General features: G+C 77.6%; 9 protein-coding genes and 1 pseudogene. 7 read left to right on the plus strand and 3 right to left on the minus strand.

The features are described from left to right. Positions 1-104: 104 nt before the first annotated feature. Both EV384_RS36555 and EV384_RS29930 read left to right on the plus strand, forming a co-directional pair. A complete protein-coding gene (locus EV384_RS36555) occupies positions 105-4,559 on the plus strand; it encodes a WG repeat-containing protein (protein ID WP_242624360.1) in 4,455 nt (1,484 codons plus the stop codon). An 82-nt stretch (positions 4,560-4,641) separates the two neighbouring features. Further along, on the plus strand, positions 4,642-5,640 hold the full coding sequence (locus EV384_RS29930; RefSeq protein ID WP_130338599.1) for an aldo/keto reductase family protein: 999 nt from the start codon (positions 4,642-4,644) through the stop codon (positions 5,638-5,640). Positions 5,641-5,688: 48 nt separating this feature from the next. Here the strand turns inward: EV384_RS29930 and EV384_RS29935 are convergent, their stop codons facing one another. Both EV384_RS29935 and EV384_RS29940 read right to left on the minus strand, forming a co-directional pair. After that, positions 5,689-6,486, minus strand: a complete 798-nt coding sequence (locus EV384_RS29935) for a site-2 protease family protein (protein WP_130338601.1) — start codon at positions 6,484-6,486, stop codon at positions 5,689-5,691. Further along, on the minus strand, positions 6,483-6,683 hold the full coding sequence (locus EV384_RS29940; RefSeq protein ID WP_130338603.1) for a hypothetical protein: 201 nt from the start codon (positions 6,681-6,683) through the stop codon (positions 6,483-6,485). The genes EV384_RS29935 and EV384_RS29940 overlap by 4 nt, the downstream gene beginning before the upstream one ends. A 142-nt stretch (positions 6,684-6,825) precedes the next feature. Here EV384_RS29940 and EV384_RS29945 point away from each other — a divergent pair. The 4 genes and pseudogenes from EV384_RS29945 to EV384_RS29960 form a co-directional block, all read left to right on the plus strand. Next, a pseudogene (locus EV384_RS29945) lies at positions 6,826-7,722 on the plus strand (serine/threonine-protein kinase); the annotation flags it as partial. A gap of 1,156 nt (positions 7,723-8,878) precedes the next feature. Then, on the plus strand, positions 8,879-10,864 hold the full coding sequence (locus tag EV384_RS29950) for a bifunctional adenosylcobinamide kinase/adenosylcobinamide-phosphate guanylyltransferase (protein ID WP_130338605.1): 1,986 nt from the start codon (positions 8,879-8,881) through the stop codon (positions 10,862-10,864). Further along, positions 10,854-11,627 carry an adenosylcobinamide-GDP ribazoletransferase gene (cobS, locus tag EV384_RS29955; RefSeq protein WP_130338607.1) on the plus strand — a complete coding sequence of 258 codons (774 nt, stop codon included), beginning with the start codon at positions 10,854-10,856 and terminating at the stop codon, positions 11,625-11,627. Before EV384_RS29950 ends, cobS begins: the two co-directional genes overlap by 11 nt. 65 nt (positions 11,628-11,692) lie before the next feature. Next, positions 11,693-12,985 (plus strand): DUF2314 domain-containing protein, encoded by a 1,293-nt coding sequence (locus EV384_RS29960; protein ID WP_130338609.1) that lies wholly within the window; start codon positions 11,693-11,695, stop codon positions 12,983-12,985. A 34-nt stretch (positions 12,986-13,019) separates the two neighbouring features. Here the strand turns inward: EV384_RS29960 and EV384_RS29965 are convergent, their stop codons facing one another. Next, positions 13,020-13,424: a winged helix-turn-helix transcriptional regulator gene (locus tag EV384_RS29965; protein ID WP_130338611.1), complete on the minus strand. Its 405-nt coding sequence runs from the start codon at positions 13,422-13,424 to the stop codon at positions 13,020-13,022. Between the two features lie 42 nt (positions 13,425-13,466). On the opposite strand from EV384_RS29965, the gene EV384_RS29970 reads away from it, so the two are divergent. Next, positions 13,467-13,808, plus strand: coding sequence for a putative quinol monooxygenase (locus EV384_RS29970; protein WP_242624361.1), 342 nt, complete (start codon positions 13,467-13,469; stop codon positions 13,806-13,808). Positions 13,809-13,881: the final 73 nt, after the last annotated feature.

Below are 13,881 nucleotides of genomic sequence, written 5' to 3' on the forward strand. Positions count from 1 at the left end.
TGGGTTGCCCGGCGCGACAATTTCCAACGAGGTGACATCGCCGTGAGCGAGCGACGCGAGCCGGCCCCGAGGCCGCGCCGCGCGGGCGGCGACCGGGTGCCCCGATGAGTGGCGGATACGACCGCTGGCGCGACCCGGCGGAGCCGGCCTGGGTCGCCGAACCGACCACCGAGTGGCGCCCCCAGTTCCCGGGCCAGCGCTACCCGGGCGACATCGGCATCGATTACCTGACCCCGCCCGCCCCGCGCGGGCGCTCCGCCGTCGTCGGGCGCGCCGAGGTGCAGCCGGTCAGCCCCGCCCCCGGCGACCCGCGCGACAACGCCCACCCCGTCAGCCCGGCCCCCGGCGAGCGGCGCGGGTCCCACCCGGTCAGCCCGGCCCCCGGCGAGCGGCGCGGGTCCCACCCGGTCAGCCCGGCCCCCGGCGAGCGGCGCGGGTCCCACCCGGTCAGCCCGGCCCCCGGCGAGCGGCGCGGGTCCCACCCGGTCAGCCCGGCCCCCGGCGAGCGGCGCGGGTCCCACCCGGTCGTTCCTGACGGTGACCAGCGCGGTACCCACCCGGTCAGCCCCGCCCCCGGCGAGCGGCGCGGGTCATACCCCGTCGTGCCCGCCGGCGGTGACCGGCGCGGCGCGTACCCGGTGATCCCCGGTCCGGGCGCGCGGCGCGACGCGGCGGGCGGACGCGGCCGGGACGACGCGCGCGCCACGCCCGACGGCCGCGAGCGTCCGGCCTGGTCGGACCGGCGCGGCGAGGTGGAGGCCCGCGACCGGCGGCCCCGGACGGACGGGCGGGTCGAGGACGGCCGGGCCGGCGACGACCTCCACCGGCGCGGCCCGGCGCAGCCCGCCGACCACGGATCCGGCCGGCACGACCGGCGCACGCCGGAGTGGACGGTGGACCGCGACCGCGCCGCCGGCTGGCACGGCGACCGGCCCGACCAGCCCTGGGGCCGCCCGGAATCCGGCCGGCGGACGTCGCCGCCGGACCCCGCCCCCCACCGGCCGGTCTCCCCCGCCCCGGAGCCCGGCTGGCTGCCCGAGCCCGACGAGTTCCCGCACCGACCGCATTCCGCCGACCGACGCCCGGACGCGCCGGCCCGGTCGGAGCGCCAGTGGGGCACGCCGGCGGCCGACGGGCGGCCCACCACCGCCCCGCGCAGGGACCGGCGGGACCAGGGCTTCGACGGCCCGCCGCCCCGGGAGCGCGACCCGCGCCGGGAGGCCGCGGCGCGGGCCGAGACCTACCGGGACGCGCCTCCGGCGCCCGAGCGCGACGGCCTGCGCTGGCCGACCGGGGACCCGCATCGCCCGGCGCCCGACCGGCTGCCCGGGCAGCACGGCGACCCCCGACCCGTCGGCCGGCCCGCCGCCTTCACCCCCGACGAGCGGCGGGAGACCCACCGCCCCCAGGGTGACCCCCGACCGCGCCCCGACGCCGTCATTCCCGACGAGCGGCCGGACGCCCACCGCCCCCAGGGCGAACCTCGACGCCGTCCCGAGGAGTGGCCCGCCGCCGAGCAGCGGGCCCGGACCGAGCCGGCCCGGTACCGGCCGGACGAGCGACCGCGTCCCCAGGCCGCACCGATCGACCGGCCCGGCCCGGACGGTCGGGCGGCACGCCCGGTCGATCCCGCGCCGCCGGGGCGGGATGAGCGGCGCCCCGCCGGGTCGCACCCGGACGGCTGGCAGCGCCACCCGGCCGAGGAGGCCGCTCCCCGGTACGACGGCCGGCGACCCGAGCCGGCCGCCGCCCGGCCCGACGACCGGTACCGACCGGAGGACCGACCCGCGTTCCGCCGCCCCGAGGAGCGGCCGGGCCACCCGGCCGACCGGGGCACCGCCCGCCCGGCCGACGGCTGGCGTCCCCCGACGGAGCCGGCTGGCCGTACCCGGCCCGACGAGTCGCCGAGCCGGCCGGTCGAGCCCCCGCCCAGCCGGCACGACGACGGCCGACGCCCGCCCGTCGAGCCCGCCGCCCGCACCCGGCCCGACGACCGGCCGGTGGCGCCCACCTCGGGCGCGCCGGGTCCGGGCCGGCCCGGGTACCCGGTTCCGCCGGCCGACCAGCCGCACCCCCACGACCGGTCCCCGCGACCGGCCCCGCCGGAGGAGCCGAGACCGACCTCCGCGCCGCCGGCCGCCGGGCCGCGCCCGGAGTTCCTCCCCGGGCCGGCGCCCGAGCGGCGTCCCGCCGGTCCGGACGCCGACGACGACCGGACGGCCGCGCACCCGACGGCGGCCCCCCGGCACGGCGAGAGGCACCCCGGCGCCGACGCGCCGGCCCGGCCGGCGCCGCCCGCGTACCCCGGCCCGGCCGGATCCCGGCGGGACGAGCGGGGCACCAGGGCCGAGGACGGCAGGAGCGCCGAGCCACGGCCGGTCTCCGCACCGCCGATCCCGGCGTCCACGCCACCGGTCCAGGTGTCCGGGCCGCCGGTTCCGACGTCCGCACCGCCGGCCGCGCGACCGGTCCCGGAGTCGGCGCCTACGGCGGCCCCCGCCGCGTCGGCTCCGGTGTCCGCGCCCCCCGCGCCACCGGTTCCCGAGGCGGCACCGTCGGCCCCGTCGGCTCCGCCGGTCGACACTCCGGCGCAGACACCGCCGTCCGGCCGCACCGTCGAGGAGAGGGAGGCGTGGTTCCGGTCGAGCCAGCCGACGCCGCCGGCCCGCTCGGCCACACCGACGGTCGCCGCGGAGGAATCCGTGCGCGCGCCGCGGACCGAGCCGGACCACACCGGAGTGCCCGGGTCGGCTCCACCGGCGTACCGCCCCGTCTCCGCGCCCCCCGCCGGGCAGGTCGGCGCGTCCCCGGCCCGGTCGGCCGGGACGGCACCCGCCCGGCCGGTCTCCGCGCCGCCCGCGTCCGGGCCGGTCCCACCGCCGCTGGTGGAATCCACCCGGCCGGTCTCCGGGCCGCCCGCCCAGGTCTTCGGGCCGCCCGTCTCCGCGCCACCCGCACCGGCGTCCGCGCCCGCGCAGCCTGTCTCCGGACCACCCGCCCAGGGCCGCACGTCCGCACAGCCCGGGTCCGGGCCGGCGGACCCGGCGGCCGGATCGACCCGGCCGCTGTCCGGGGCCCCCACGGAGCCGCTGTCCGAGTCCTCCGCCGGGCCGGTGTCGGGGCCGCCCGCCGGGCCGGTGTCCGGGCCGCCCGCGGAGCCGGTGTCCGGGCCGCCCGCCGGGCCGCTGTCGGCGGCTCCGCAACCGGAGCCCGACACCACCACGGAGACCGAACCGGAGCAGCCGGCGCCACCCACCGACCCGGAGCAGGCGCTGGCCGCCTTCCGGTGGCGGCTGGACCCGGAGACGCTGCGCGAGGAGGCGACCGATCCGGAGGAGCTGCGGGTCGTCCGCGACGGCCTCACCGCCAAGCTGGGCACCGCGCTCGACAACCGGAGCCGGGCCCGGCTGCTGAGCCTCCGCTCGGTGGCCTCGCGGATCCTCGGCGACCTGGACGACGCGCTCGCCGACGGTCGGCTCGCGGTCACGTACGCCGAGGCCACCGGCGAGTTGCGGCGGACCGCGCTGGCGCGTGCCCGGCTCGCCCAGGTGCTGCGCTGGCGGGGTGAGCACGCGGAGGCGGACCGGCTCTTCGCCGAGGCGAACTCCCCGGAGCTGCCCGACCGGCTGCGCGCGGCGCTGCACGAGCACGCCGGCCGGTCCTGCTTGGACCAGGGCCGGCTGATCGAGGCGTGCCACCACTTCGAGCGGGCGCTGGACCTGCGCCAGGGTGCCGACCCGGAGCTGGCAGCGCGTACCGGGGTGGCGCTGGACGCGGTCCGGGAGCGGGCCGCGGCAGGCGGGTTCGGCCCGTGGCCGCGCGACCGCGAGGCGATGCTGCGCAGCGAGCGGTCCCCATCGCCCACCTTCGACGAGGAGCTGGAGCTCTGGGGCTACGCCGACGCGGAGGGCAACCTGGTGATCGAGCACCGGTACGCCGAGGTGCAGCCGTTCCACGAGGGCAAGGCCTGGGTACGCCGCCCGGAGGCCTCCCGGTGGGCGCTGATCGACACCTCCGGGGCCGCCCTGATCGAGGCGAACAACGGCTACCGGGGGGCGGGCTCCTTCTCCGGCGGCCTGGCCTGGGTGTCGATGGACGGCAAGGGCAACTGGATGGCGGTCGACCCGACCAACATCGTGAAGATCCCGCCGGGCTTCGAGGACGTACGCCCGTTCCGGGGCGGCCTGGCGGCGGTCCGCCGGGGCGGCTGGGGCGCGGTCGACCGGACCGGTCAGCTCGTCGTGCCGACCCGGTACCACGGCTTCCCCACCGCCCTGCCCGACGGCCGGTACGTGGACGGCTTCACCGAGGAGGGCCTGGCCGTGGTGGAGCTGGCCGGCCGCCGGGGCGTGGTGGACCGCACCGGCCGCGTGATCGTCGAGCCGGCGTACCGGGTACTGGTGATCCACCCGGTCGCCTTCCTGGTCGGCGACGGCACCGGCCGCTGGGGCGCGCTCGACCGGAACGGTGAGCCGCTGATCGACCCGGTGCAGCCGAGCCGCGCCGAGGTGGTCGCGGAGATCGACCGGCTGCTCGCGGACACCAGCCCGGTGCTGTGAGCCGCCCGGGCGGCGGTGTGCCACGCCACCACCGGCGGCGCGGGCGGCGGTGACCGTCAACCGACGGGGCTAGGGTCGGGGCATGGAATTCCGACACCTAGGCCGTTCCGGCCTGATGGTCAGCGAGATCTCGTACGGCAACTGGATCACCCACGGCTCCCAGGTGGAGGAGGACGCGGCGACCGCCTGCGTGCGGGCCGCCCTGGACTCCGGCATCACCACCTTCGACACCGCCGACGTGTACGCCGGCACCAAGGCCGAGGCGGTCCTCGGGCGGGCGCTCAAGGGCGAGCGGCGCGAGGGGCTGGAGGTCTTCACCAAGGTCTACTGGCCGACCGGCCCGGGCCGCAACGACCGCGGCCTGTCCCGCAAGCACATCATGGAGTCGATCGACGGCTCGCTGCGTCGGCTGCAGACCGACTACGTGGACCTCTACCAGGCCCACCGGTACGACTACAGCACCCCGCTGGAGGAGACGATGGAGGCCTTCGCCGACGTCGTGCACTCCGGCAAGGCGCACTACATCGGTGTCTCGGAGTGGAAGGCGTCGCAGATCCGCGAGGCCCACAAGCTGGCTCGGGAGCTGCGCATCCCGCTGGTCTCCAACCAGCCGCAGTACTCGATGCTCTGGCGGGTCATCGAGACCGAGGTCATCCCCACCAGCGAGGAGCTGGGCGTCGGTCAGATCGTCTGGTCGCCGATGGCCCAGGGCGTGCTCTCCGGCAAGTACCTGCCGGGCCAGCCGCCGCCGGCCGGCTCCCGGGCCACCGACGAGAAGTCCGGCGCGGGCTTCATCGCCGCCTGGCTGACCGACGAGGTGCTCACCCGGGTGCAGCGGCTCAAGCCGCTGGCCGAGCAGGCCGGGCTGAGCATGCCGCAGCTCGCCATCGCCTGGGTGCTGCAGAACCCGAACGTCTCCTCGGCGATCGTCGGGGCGTCCCGTCCCGAGCAGGTGTACGACAACGTCAAGGCGGCCGGCGTGAAGCTCGACGCCGACCTGCTCAAGGCGATCGACGAGATCGTCGAGCCGGTCACCGAGCGCGACGCGGCGAAGACCGAGTCTCCCGCTCAGCGGCCGTGAGCGCCGTCCGGTCCGGCCGGCGCGGTCGCGCCGGCCGGACCGGGCCGCTCAGCCCTGCCAGAAGCGGATCAGTTCGAAACCGATCGAGTAGAAGGCCGGCGGCAGGCCCAGCACGTCGGCGATCCCGAAGACCGCGCCGAAGAACCAGCCGCCGATCCGCGGGCTCCACAGCAGCGCGAAGAGCAGGATGAAGCCGTACGGGGCGAACAGGTCGTACGTCCGGCGGTACTGCGGGCTCAGCCATGGCTGGATCATGTTGCCGCCGTCCAGGCCGGGCACCGGCAGCAGGTTGAGCACGCTGGCGGTGAGCTGGAGGAACGCCAGCAGCCCCACCCCGGCCCAGAACTCCACCGAGCCGCCGCTGCCGAAGCCGATCCGCAGGGCCGCCACCAGCACCAGGGTGAACAGCACGTTGGTGGCCGGGCCGGCGAGGCTGACCAGGGTGTGCCGCAGCCGGCCGGGGATGGCGTGCCGGTCCACCCAGACCGCCCCGCCGGGCAGGCCGATGCCGCCGAGCAGCACCACGATCACCGGCAGCACGATCGACAGCAGCGGGTGGGTGTACTTGAACGGGTTGAGCGTCAGGTAGCCCCGATGGGCGATGTCCCGGTCCCCGGCCCGGTACGCGACCACCGCGTGGGCGTACTCGTGCAGGCAGAGCGAGACCAGCCAGCCCGAGACCACGAAGAGGAAGACGTCGAGCCGGATGTTGCCGTACCGCTGCCAGGCCAGCACCCCGCTGGTCACGAAGAGCGCGACCAGGGCGAGGAAGACCGGGCTGGGCCGGAACGCCGCCCGGGGCACCCCGAGCACCAGCGGCTCGCCCGGGCGGTCGTAGCCCATCATTCGGCCGTGGGCAGCAGGCTCATCCGGTACTCCACCCGGTCGTCCTCGACGAGCGCGACGGAGGTGACGCCGGACGCCGCGAGCTCTCGCCAGGCCTGGCCGATCCACGACTCGGCGTCCGCCTGGCTCGCGAACGACTCCGCCGGCCCGTCCACCGACTTGCCGTCCGTGCCCTCGTACCGCCAGCTCCACGCCATGCCGCGTCTCCCCTCGCCGTCGTCGTCCCCCTGGGAACCCGTGCAAGCGTAGTCGGCCGGGCGTGGAACGGTCCCGCCCACCGTCTCCCGCCGGAACACCCGGTGGATCAACGAACTTCGCGTCGGCCGGTACGGTGACGCGGTGCTGACTCAAGGAGTGGTGCTCAGCGACCGCTATCTGCTGAGCGAACGCATCGCGACCGGTGGCATGGGAGCCGTCTGGCGGTGCACCGACACCCTGCTCGGCCGCGAGGTCGCGGTGAAGGCGCTGCTGCCGTCGCTGGTCGCCGACCCGGAGTTCACCACCCGCTTCCACGCCGAGGCGCGGATGATGGCCGCGCTGCGGCATCCCGGCATCGTGCAGGTCCACGACTTCGGCTCGGCGACGCTCGCCGACGGCAGCCAGGTCAGCTACCTGGTGATGGAGTACGTCGACGGCGAGCCGCTGGTGACCTGGGTCCGCCGGGCCGGTCGGCTCGACCCGGCCTCCACCATGTCGGTGGTGGCGCAGGCCGCCCACGCGCTGCACGCCGCCCACCTCGCCGGGATCGTCCACCGGGACGTGAAACCGGGCAACCTGCTGGTCAAGCGGGACGGCAGCGTGGTGCTGGTGGACTTCGGCATCGCCCGGTCCACCACCATGGCCGGGATCACCGCCGCCCACATGGTGCTCGGCACCGCCTCCTACATGTCGCCGGAGCAGGCGGCCGGCCAGCCGGTCTCGCCGGTCACCGACGTGTACGCGCTCGGTGCGGTCGCCTACTACTGCCTCGCCGGCCGCCCGCCCTTCGAGGGCGAGAACCCGCTCCAGGTGGCGCTGCGGCACGTCCAGGACGAGCCGGCCCCGCTCCCGCCGGACACGCCCCCGGCGGTGCTGGAGGTGGTACGCCGGGCGCTGGCCAAGAGCCCCGCCGACCGGTATCCGGGGGCGGCCGCCATGGCCGAGGCCGCCGAGGACGCCCGGGACGCGACGCTGGCCAGCGTCCCGGTGCCGCCCCGCCCGCCGTGGGCGGTGCCGGGCCCCGCCGTCGCCGGCCCCGCCGCGCTGCCGACCCCCGCCCCGGCGACGCCGACCGGACCGCCGTCGGCCGGCCAACCAGCAGGAGCACCGGCCGGGCCGCCGTCGGCCGGTCACCCCGCGGGAGGACCGGCCGGACCGGCGTCGACCGCCCACCCCACGGGAGCACCCGCCGGGCCGCCGCCGGGTCAGCCCGGCGGGTGCCCGCCGGCCGCCCCGCACCTGCCGGCCCCCGGTCAGCCCGGCGCGCCGGGCCCGCACGGCCCCGCCTCGCCCGGCCCGGGATGGCCGGCCGCCGCGCGGCCCGGCGGGTACGGCCCCCAGCAGGACCGGCACGCCGGTTCCGGCGTACCGCCGACGCGGGAGGAGCCGGCGAGTGGCCCCCGGCGGCGGAAGCTGGCCCTGGCGGGCGCGGCGGGCGTCGTGCTGGTCGCGCTGGTGACCCTGGTTGCGGTGGCGGCGCTGCGCCCGCCCGGCGGGTCCGAGTCGCCGGAACGCCGGGCCGCGCTGACCGGGGAATCGGCGCTCGCCGCGTCGGGGCAGCCGTCGGGAGCGGGCACCGGGGACACGCCGGGGGCGACGCCGAGCCGCACCGGCCGGGCCATCCGGTCCCCGTCGGCCGCGCCGACCCGCTCGACGGACCCGGTGACCGCCCCGACGACCGGCCCGTCGGCGACCCGTCCGGCCGGCGGCACGACCGGGTCGCCGAAGCCGTCCGGCACGACGAGCGGGCCGGAGCAGCCCAACCCGTACACGGCCGGGCAGGTGTGCGGCAGCGGCTACCAGGTGATCGACTCGGCGGCGCTGACCGTGGACGGGTCCCGCCGGGCCCGGGTCTACCTGCTCTACAACGCCGCCAGCGGGGCCAACTGCGTGGTCACCCTCAAGGACACCGACGTCGGTCGGGCCACCACCGTCTCGGCGTACCTGGAGGTGCAGGGTAAGACCCGCAGCACCGACAGCGGCGCGTTCGAGTACTACGCCGGCCCGGTCCGGGCGGGCGCCGCGGGGGCCTGCGTGAGGTGGGGCGGCGCGGTGGCCGGGGCCAGCTACGGCAGCGCGTTCGAGCACTGCGGCTGAGCCCGGCCCGGTCGGACCGGGTCGACCCGCCGTCCGCCGGCCGGGCGGCGTACGGGGCGGCGGGCGGCGACCCGCCGGACGGCTTTAAGGTACGGGCATGTCCGTTGACGGGTGGAACACGCTCCTGGTGCTCGGCGGTATCCGGTCCGGCAAGTCCGAGTTCGCGGAATCGCTGGTCGCCGACGCGCCGACGGTCCGCTACGTGGCCACCGCCGCGGCGGGGGACCCGGAGGACACCGAGTGGGCGACCCGCCTGGCGACCCACCGGGCCCGGCGGCCGGGCAGTTGGACGACCGAGGAGACGGCGGACGACCCGCGCCGACTGGCCGACGTCATCGCCGCCGCCGGGTCGAACGAGACGCTGCTCGTCGACGACCTCGGCGGCTGGGTGACGGTCCTGCTCGACCCGGCGCACCAACCGGCCGACGACACCGCGACCGTCGAGGAGCTGGCGGCGGCGCTCCGGGCGAGCGCCGCGCGGGTCGTGCTGGTCAGCCCGGAGGTCGGGCTCTCCCTGGTGCCGACCACCCCGCTCGGTCGGGCGTTCACCGACGCGCTGGGCGCGACCAACCGCGCGGTCGCCGACGCCTGCGACGCCGTGGTGCTGGTCATCGCCGGGCAGCCGAGCTGGTTGAAGCCGGCCGCCGCGCCGCGGGCCGCCGCGGTGCCCGCGCAGGCCGGCCCCGGTCAGGCCGGGGCGCCCGAACAGCCCGCGCCGACCCCCGCCACCCGGGCGCCGGAGGCCGCGCTGCCGGAGGTGCTCACCCCGACCGCGCCGCCCGCGCCGGCCCCCGCGCCGGCCGAGGAGAGCGCGGCCTGGGCCGCGCCGACCATGGCCCTGCCGATGGTCGCCACCGGCCTGGTCATCCAGCCCGGCATGGAACTCCCGATGCCCGACGACTACGCCGGCCCGCAGGCCGTGGACCGGCTCGCCACCCTGGACGTGCCCGGCGCCGGCCTAGGGGTGCTGGAGCGGGTGGTCGGCTTCGCCGCCGCCACCCAGGGCACCGCCACCCCGGCGCCCTGGGCCTCGGTGCGGGTGCTGCTGCTGCACGGCGACCACGCCGGCGGGGCCGCCGCGGGCACCGTGCCGGGCGAGTCCGCCCGCCGCGCCCGGCAGGCCCGCGCCGGCCGGGGCGCGCTGGCCCGGCTGGCCGCCGAGAGCAGCGCCGGGCTCCAGGTGGTCGAGGCGCCGGCCTCGGCACCGATGGAGGACGGGCCGGCGCTCACCGCCGACGAGGTCGAGTCGGCCCTGCGGTACGGCTGGCGGCTGGCCGAGCAGGCCGCCGACGCGGGCGTACAGCTGCTGGTGCTGGCGGCGTGCGGCGCCGGCACCGAGGCCGCCGCCGCGGCGGTGCTCGCGGCGACGGCCGGCGCGGAACCGCCGGCCGTGCTCGGTCGGGTGGTCACCGAGTCCGGCGAGATCGACGACGCGGCCTGGATGACCCGCTGCGCGGCGGTCCGCGACGCGCTGCACCGCACCCGGCGCTCGCCGCGGGACGCCAAGGACGTGCTGGCCGAGCTGGGCGGCGGCGACATCGCGGTGGCGACCGGGGTGCTGCTCGGCGCGACCGCCCGGCGGGTGCCGGTGCTGCTCGACGGGCCGGTCGGGGTGGCCGCCGGCATGGTCAGCCGGGACCTGGCCGGGCAGGCCCGGCACTGGTGCCTGCTGCCCGACCACGGCGGGCAGCCGGGGGTCCGGCTCGCCGCCGACGTGCTCGGCCTGACCCCGCTGCTCGACCTGCGGCTCGACCTCGGCGAGGGGGCCACCGCGCTGGCCACGCTGCCGCTGCTGCGCTCGGTGCTGGCGCTGGCCGCCACCCTCCCGGTGCACCCGTCGCTCGGTGGCGACCCGGAGGAGGAGGACTTCGTCGAGCCGGAGCCGGCCGGGCCCGGGCCGACCACCACCGAGCCCGAGCCCGAGCCCGAGCCCGAGTTCGCCGAGCCCGAGCCGGCCGGACCGGGGCCGACCACCACCGAGCCCGAGTTCGCCGAGCCCGAGCCGGCCGGGCCGGGACCCACCACCGTCGAGCCGGACGACCGAGTCGCCGTGCCGGACTCCCCCGGTCGGCGTGCCGACTGAGTCGCGGCTCGCCGACGGCGTCCGACTGGCGGTCACCACCTTCACCACGCTGCCGCTGCGCACCGGCCGGATCGACCGGGCCGCGGCGGGCCGGGCGATGGCGCTCGCCCCGGCGGTGGGCGCGCTGCTCGGCGCGCTGCTCGGCGGGGTGCTGCTGCTGACCGCCGCGCTCGCTCCCCCGCTGGTCGCCGCCGGGGTCACCGTCGGCCTCGGCGCGCTGCTCACCCGGGGCCTGCACCTGGACGGGCTGGCCGACACCGTGGACGCGCTGGGGTCGTACCGGCGCGGGGCGGCGGCGCTGGAGATCATGAAGAAGCCGGACGTGGGGCCGTTCGGGGTGGTCGCGCTGGTGGTCGTACTCCTGCTGCAGACGGCGGCGCTCGCGGAGCTGGCCGGGCGGTCCTGGCCGGCGGCGCTCGCGGGCGTGGTCGCCGCGGCCGCGGCGGGCCGGCTCGGCGTCGCGGTGGCCTGCCGGCGCGGCGTCCCGGCCGCCCGGCCGGAGGGGCTGGGCGCGCTCGTGGCCGGCACGGTGGGCCCGGTCGCACTGGTCGTCGGCACGGTCGCCGTCGCGCTGCTGGCGGTCCCGGCGGCGCCGGGCCGCCCGTGGCAGGGGCCGCTCGCCGTCGTGGCCGCCCTCGCCGTCGCGGTCGGGCTCCTCGGGCACGCGGTACGCCGGCTCGGCGGCGTCACCGGGGACGTGCTCGGCGCCACCGTGGAGATCGTCACCACGCTGGTCTACCTGGGACTGGTGCTGTCCGGCTGAGCGCGGCACGCCCGGCCAGGTAGCGTTCTTGAACGACAGCACCGGCGCGGTCGATGGGGGACGGCATGCTCATCACGGACGACTTCCTGCCCGTACCCGTGCCGGAGTCGCTCGACGCGACCTACCTGGTGCCCATCGCCGGGCTGCCCAAGGTCAGCCCGAAAACGGCGGTGAAGGCCCTCGAGGGACGGCTCGCCGAGCCGGTGTACGGCCTGGCGAAGCAGATGCTCGACAGCCCGCTGATGACCGTGGACACCCGGCCGATCCGCGAGTTCCCGGAGCTGCCGCCGGACCTGCTCACCGCGTTCGGCGCCACCGAGGCCCAGCTGGCCCGGCTGGCCGCCGCGACGCACCTGGTGGTGGTCCAGGCGGAGTACCGGCCGGGCTGGCCGCCCGCGCACGAGTGGGCGGCCCGCGCGGTGGCCGCCGCGGTGGCCGAGACCGTCGGCAGCGACGTGGTGGACGTCTTCGGCCTGCAGTTCCTCGACCCGGCGACGGCGCTGCGCTCGCTGCCGGACGCCGAGGGCCGGATCCGGCTGGTCGACTGGGTGCTGGTGCCCTACTCCTCGGACGCCGACGGGCTCTGGTTCACCACCAAGGGGCTGCGCCGGTTCGGGCTGCTGGAGCTGCAGGCCCAGGGGGTGCCGGACCACCTCACCCGGGCCTGGGGCGCGGTGATGACCGGCGCGGCCCGGCGGCTGCTGCGGGACTGGACCGACGGGCTGGCCGGCGAGGAGGTGCCGGCGTTCGTGCAACTCCCGGTGCTGGCCACGGTGACCGGCCACGACATCGCGGTGGCGTACGGCAATCCGGAGCAGCACGGGGCGACCGCGCCGGTACTGCTCCGGCTGGAGCTGGACCCGGCGACGGACCCGGACGCCGACTCGTTCCTCAGCCTGCGACCGCCGCCCGGCCACCCGGGCCCGGCCGGGCGGTACTTCGCCGCCGCCTGCGCCACGCTCTTCGCCGGCATCCAGCCGGACGTCCGGTACGCCCGCCCCGGCGACGCGATGAGCAGGGCGATCGCCACCGCGCGGGCCGGGCTCGGCGACATCCGGGCCCGCTTCCTGGCCGGTCAGCTCCCCGCCGAGACCCAGCTCGTGGTCAAGTACGGCCTCCCCGGCGACGAGGGCCCCGAGTTCGTCTGGGCCGGAGTGACCTCCTGGGACAGCCCGGAGCGGATCGTCGGGGTCAGCGCCAGCGACGCCGCCACCGACGCGACGGTGCGGATCGGCGCCCCGGTGGTGGTCGAGGCGACCGACGTCGTCGACTGGGCCCTGCTCGACGGCACCGGCGTCATCGAGGGCGGCTGGACCCAGGCCGTCCTCGACGCCGGCGAACGCCCCACCCCGGAGTAACCCGCCCCGGCCCTGCCCCGACTCGCCCTGTTGATCAAGAGGTTGCGTCAGGAATCACGGGCCGCGGGACGCAAACTTCTTGATCAACTCGCGGGGTCGGCGGGTGGGGGGTCGAGGGGGTGTGGGTGCGGGCGGCGCGGGCGAGGCCCCAGGTGTGCAGGGAGTCCAGGACGGGGATGAGGGTGCGGCCCTCGGCCGTCAGGTGGTACTCGACGTGCGGGGACTTCGGGTTGCCCAGGTCGTGGCGGGCGACCAGGCCGTCGGCCTCCAGCTCGCGCAGGCGCTGGACGAGCATCTTCTCGCTGACGTCCGGCATCCGGCGGCGCAGCTCGCCGTAGCGGTGCACGCCCTCCTTGAGGTGGGCGAGGATCACCGGCCGCCACTTCCCGCCGATCACGTCGACAGCCAGCTCCACGGCGCAGTGGTACCGCCGGGCCATCCCGCGCTCCCCTCGCCGACCCACTTACCGGAAAGTGCGTACTTGAGCACGCAGCGCGCCGGTGGTGGGCTGATCGACATGCTCGTCGAGTACATCAGGTACCGCATCCCGCCCGAGCGGCAGGCTGACTTCGTCCCGGCGTACGCGCGGGCGGCGAAGGCCCTCGACGCCGCGCCCGAGTGCGTCGGCTACGACCTGAGCCGGTGCGTGGACGACTCGTCCAGCCACATCCTCCGCATCGTCTGGACCTCGGCCGAGGCGCACCTGCGCGACTTCCGCACCGGCCCGAACTTTCCCGCCTTCTTCGCCGAGATCCGCCCCTACGTCAACCACATCGAAGAGATGCGCCATTACACCCCCACCGAGGTCACCTCCACCCGCTGAACCAGGTTGATCAAGAGGTTTGCGTCTCCGGAAGGCCGGGGATCAGGCGGTCGGCGGCTCGGTGCCGTGGGGG

Source organism: Micromonospora kangleipakensis (assembly GCF_004217615.1).
Lineage (GTDB): Bacteria > Actinomycetota > Actinomycetes > Mycobacteriales > Micromonosporaceae > Micromonospora > Micromonospora kangleipakensis.

Bases quoted from the DNA above. Each gene is read 5' to 3' on its own strand.
- EV384_RS36555 (WP_242624360.1), top strand. From the start codon at position 105: ATGAGTGGCGGATACGACCGCTGGCGCGACCCGGCGGAGCCGGCCTGG.
- EV384_RS29930 (WP_130338599.1), top strand. From the start codon at position 4,642: ATGGAATTCCGACACCTAGGCCGTTCCGGCCTGATGGTCAGCGAGATC.
- EV384_RS29935 (WP_130338601.1), bottom strand. From the start codon at position 6,486: ATGATGGGCTACGACCGCCCGGGCGAGCCGCTGGTGCTCGGGGTGCCC.
- EV384_RS29940 (WP_130338603.1), bottom strand. From the start codon at position 6,683: ATGGCGTGGAGCTGGCGGTACGAGGGCACGGACGGCAAGTCGGTGGAC.
- EV384_RS29950 (WP_130338605.1), top strand. From the start codon at position 8,879: ATGTCCGTTGACGGGTGGAACACGCTCCTGGTGCTCGGCGGTATCCGG.
- EV384_RS29960 (WP_130338609.1), top strand. From the start codon at position 11,693: ATGCTCATCACGGACGACTTCCTGCCCGTACCCGTGCCGGAGTCGCTC.
- EV384_RS29965 (WP_130338611.1), bottom strand. From the start codon at position 13,424: ATGGCCCGGCGGTACCACTGCGCCGTGGAGCTGGCTGTCGACGTGATC.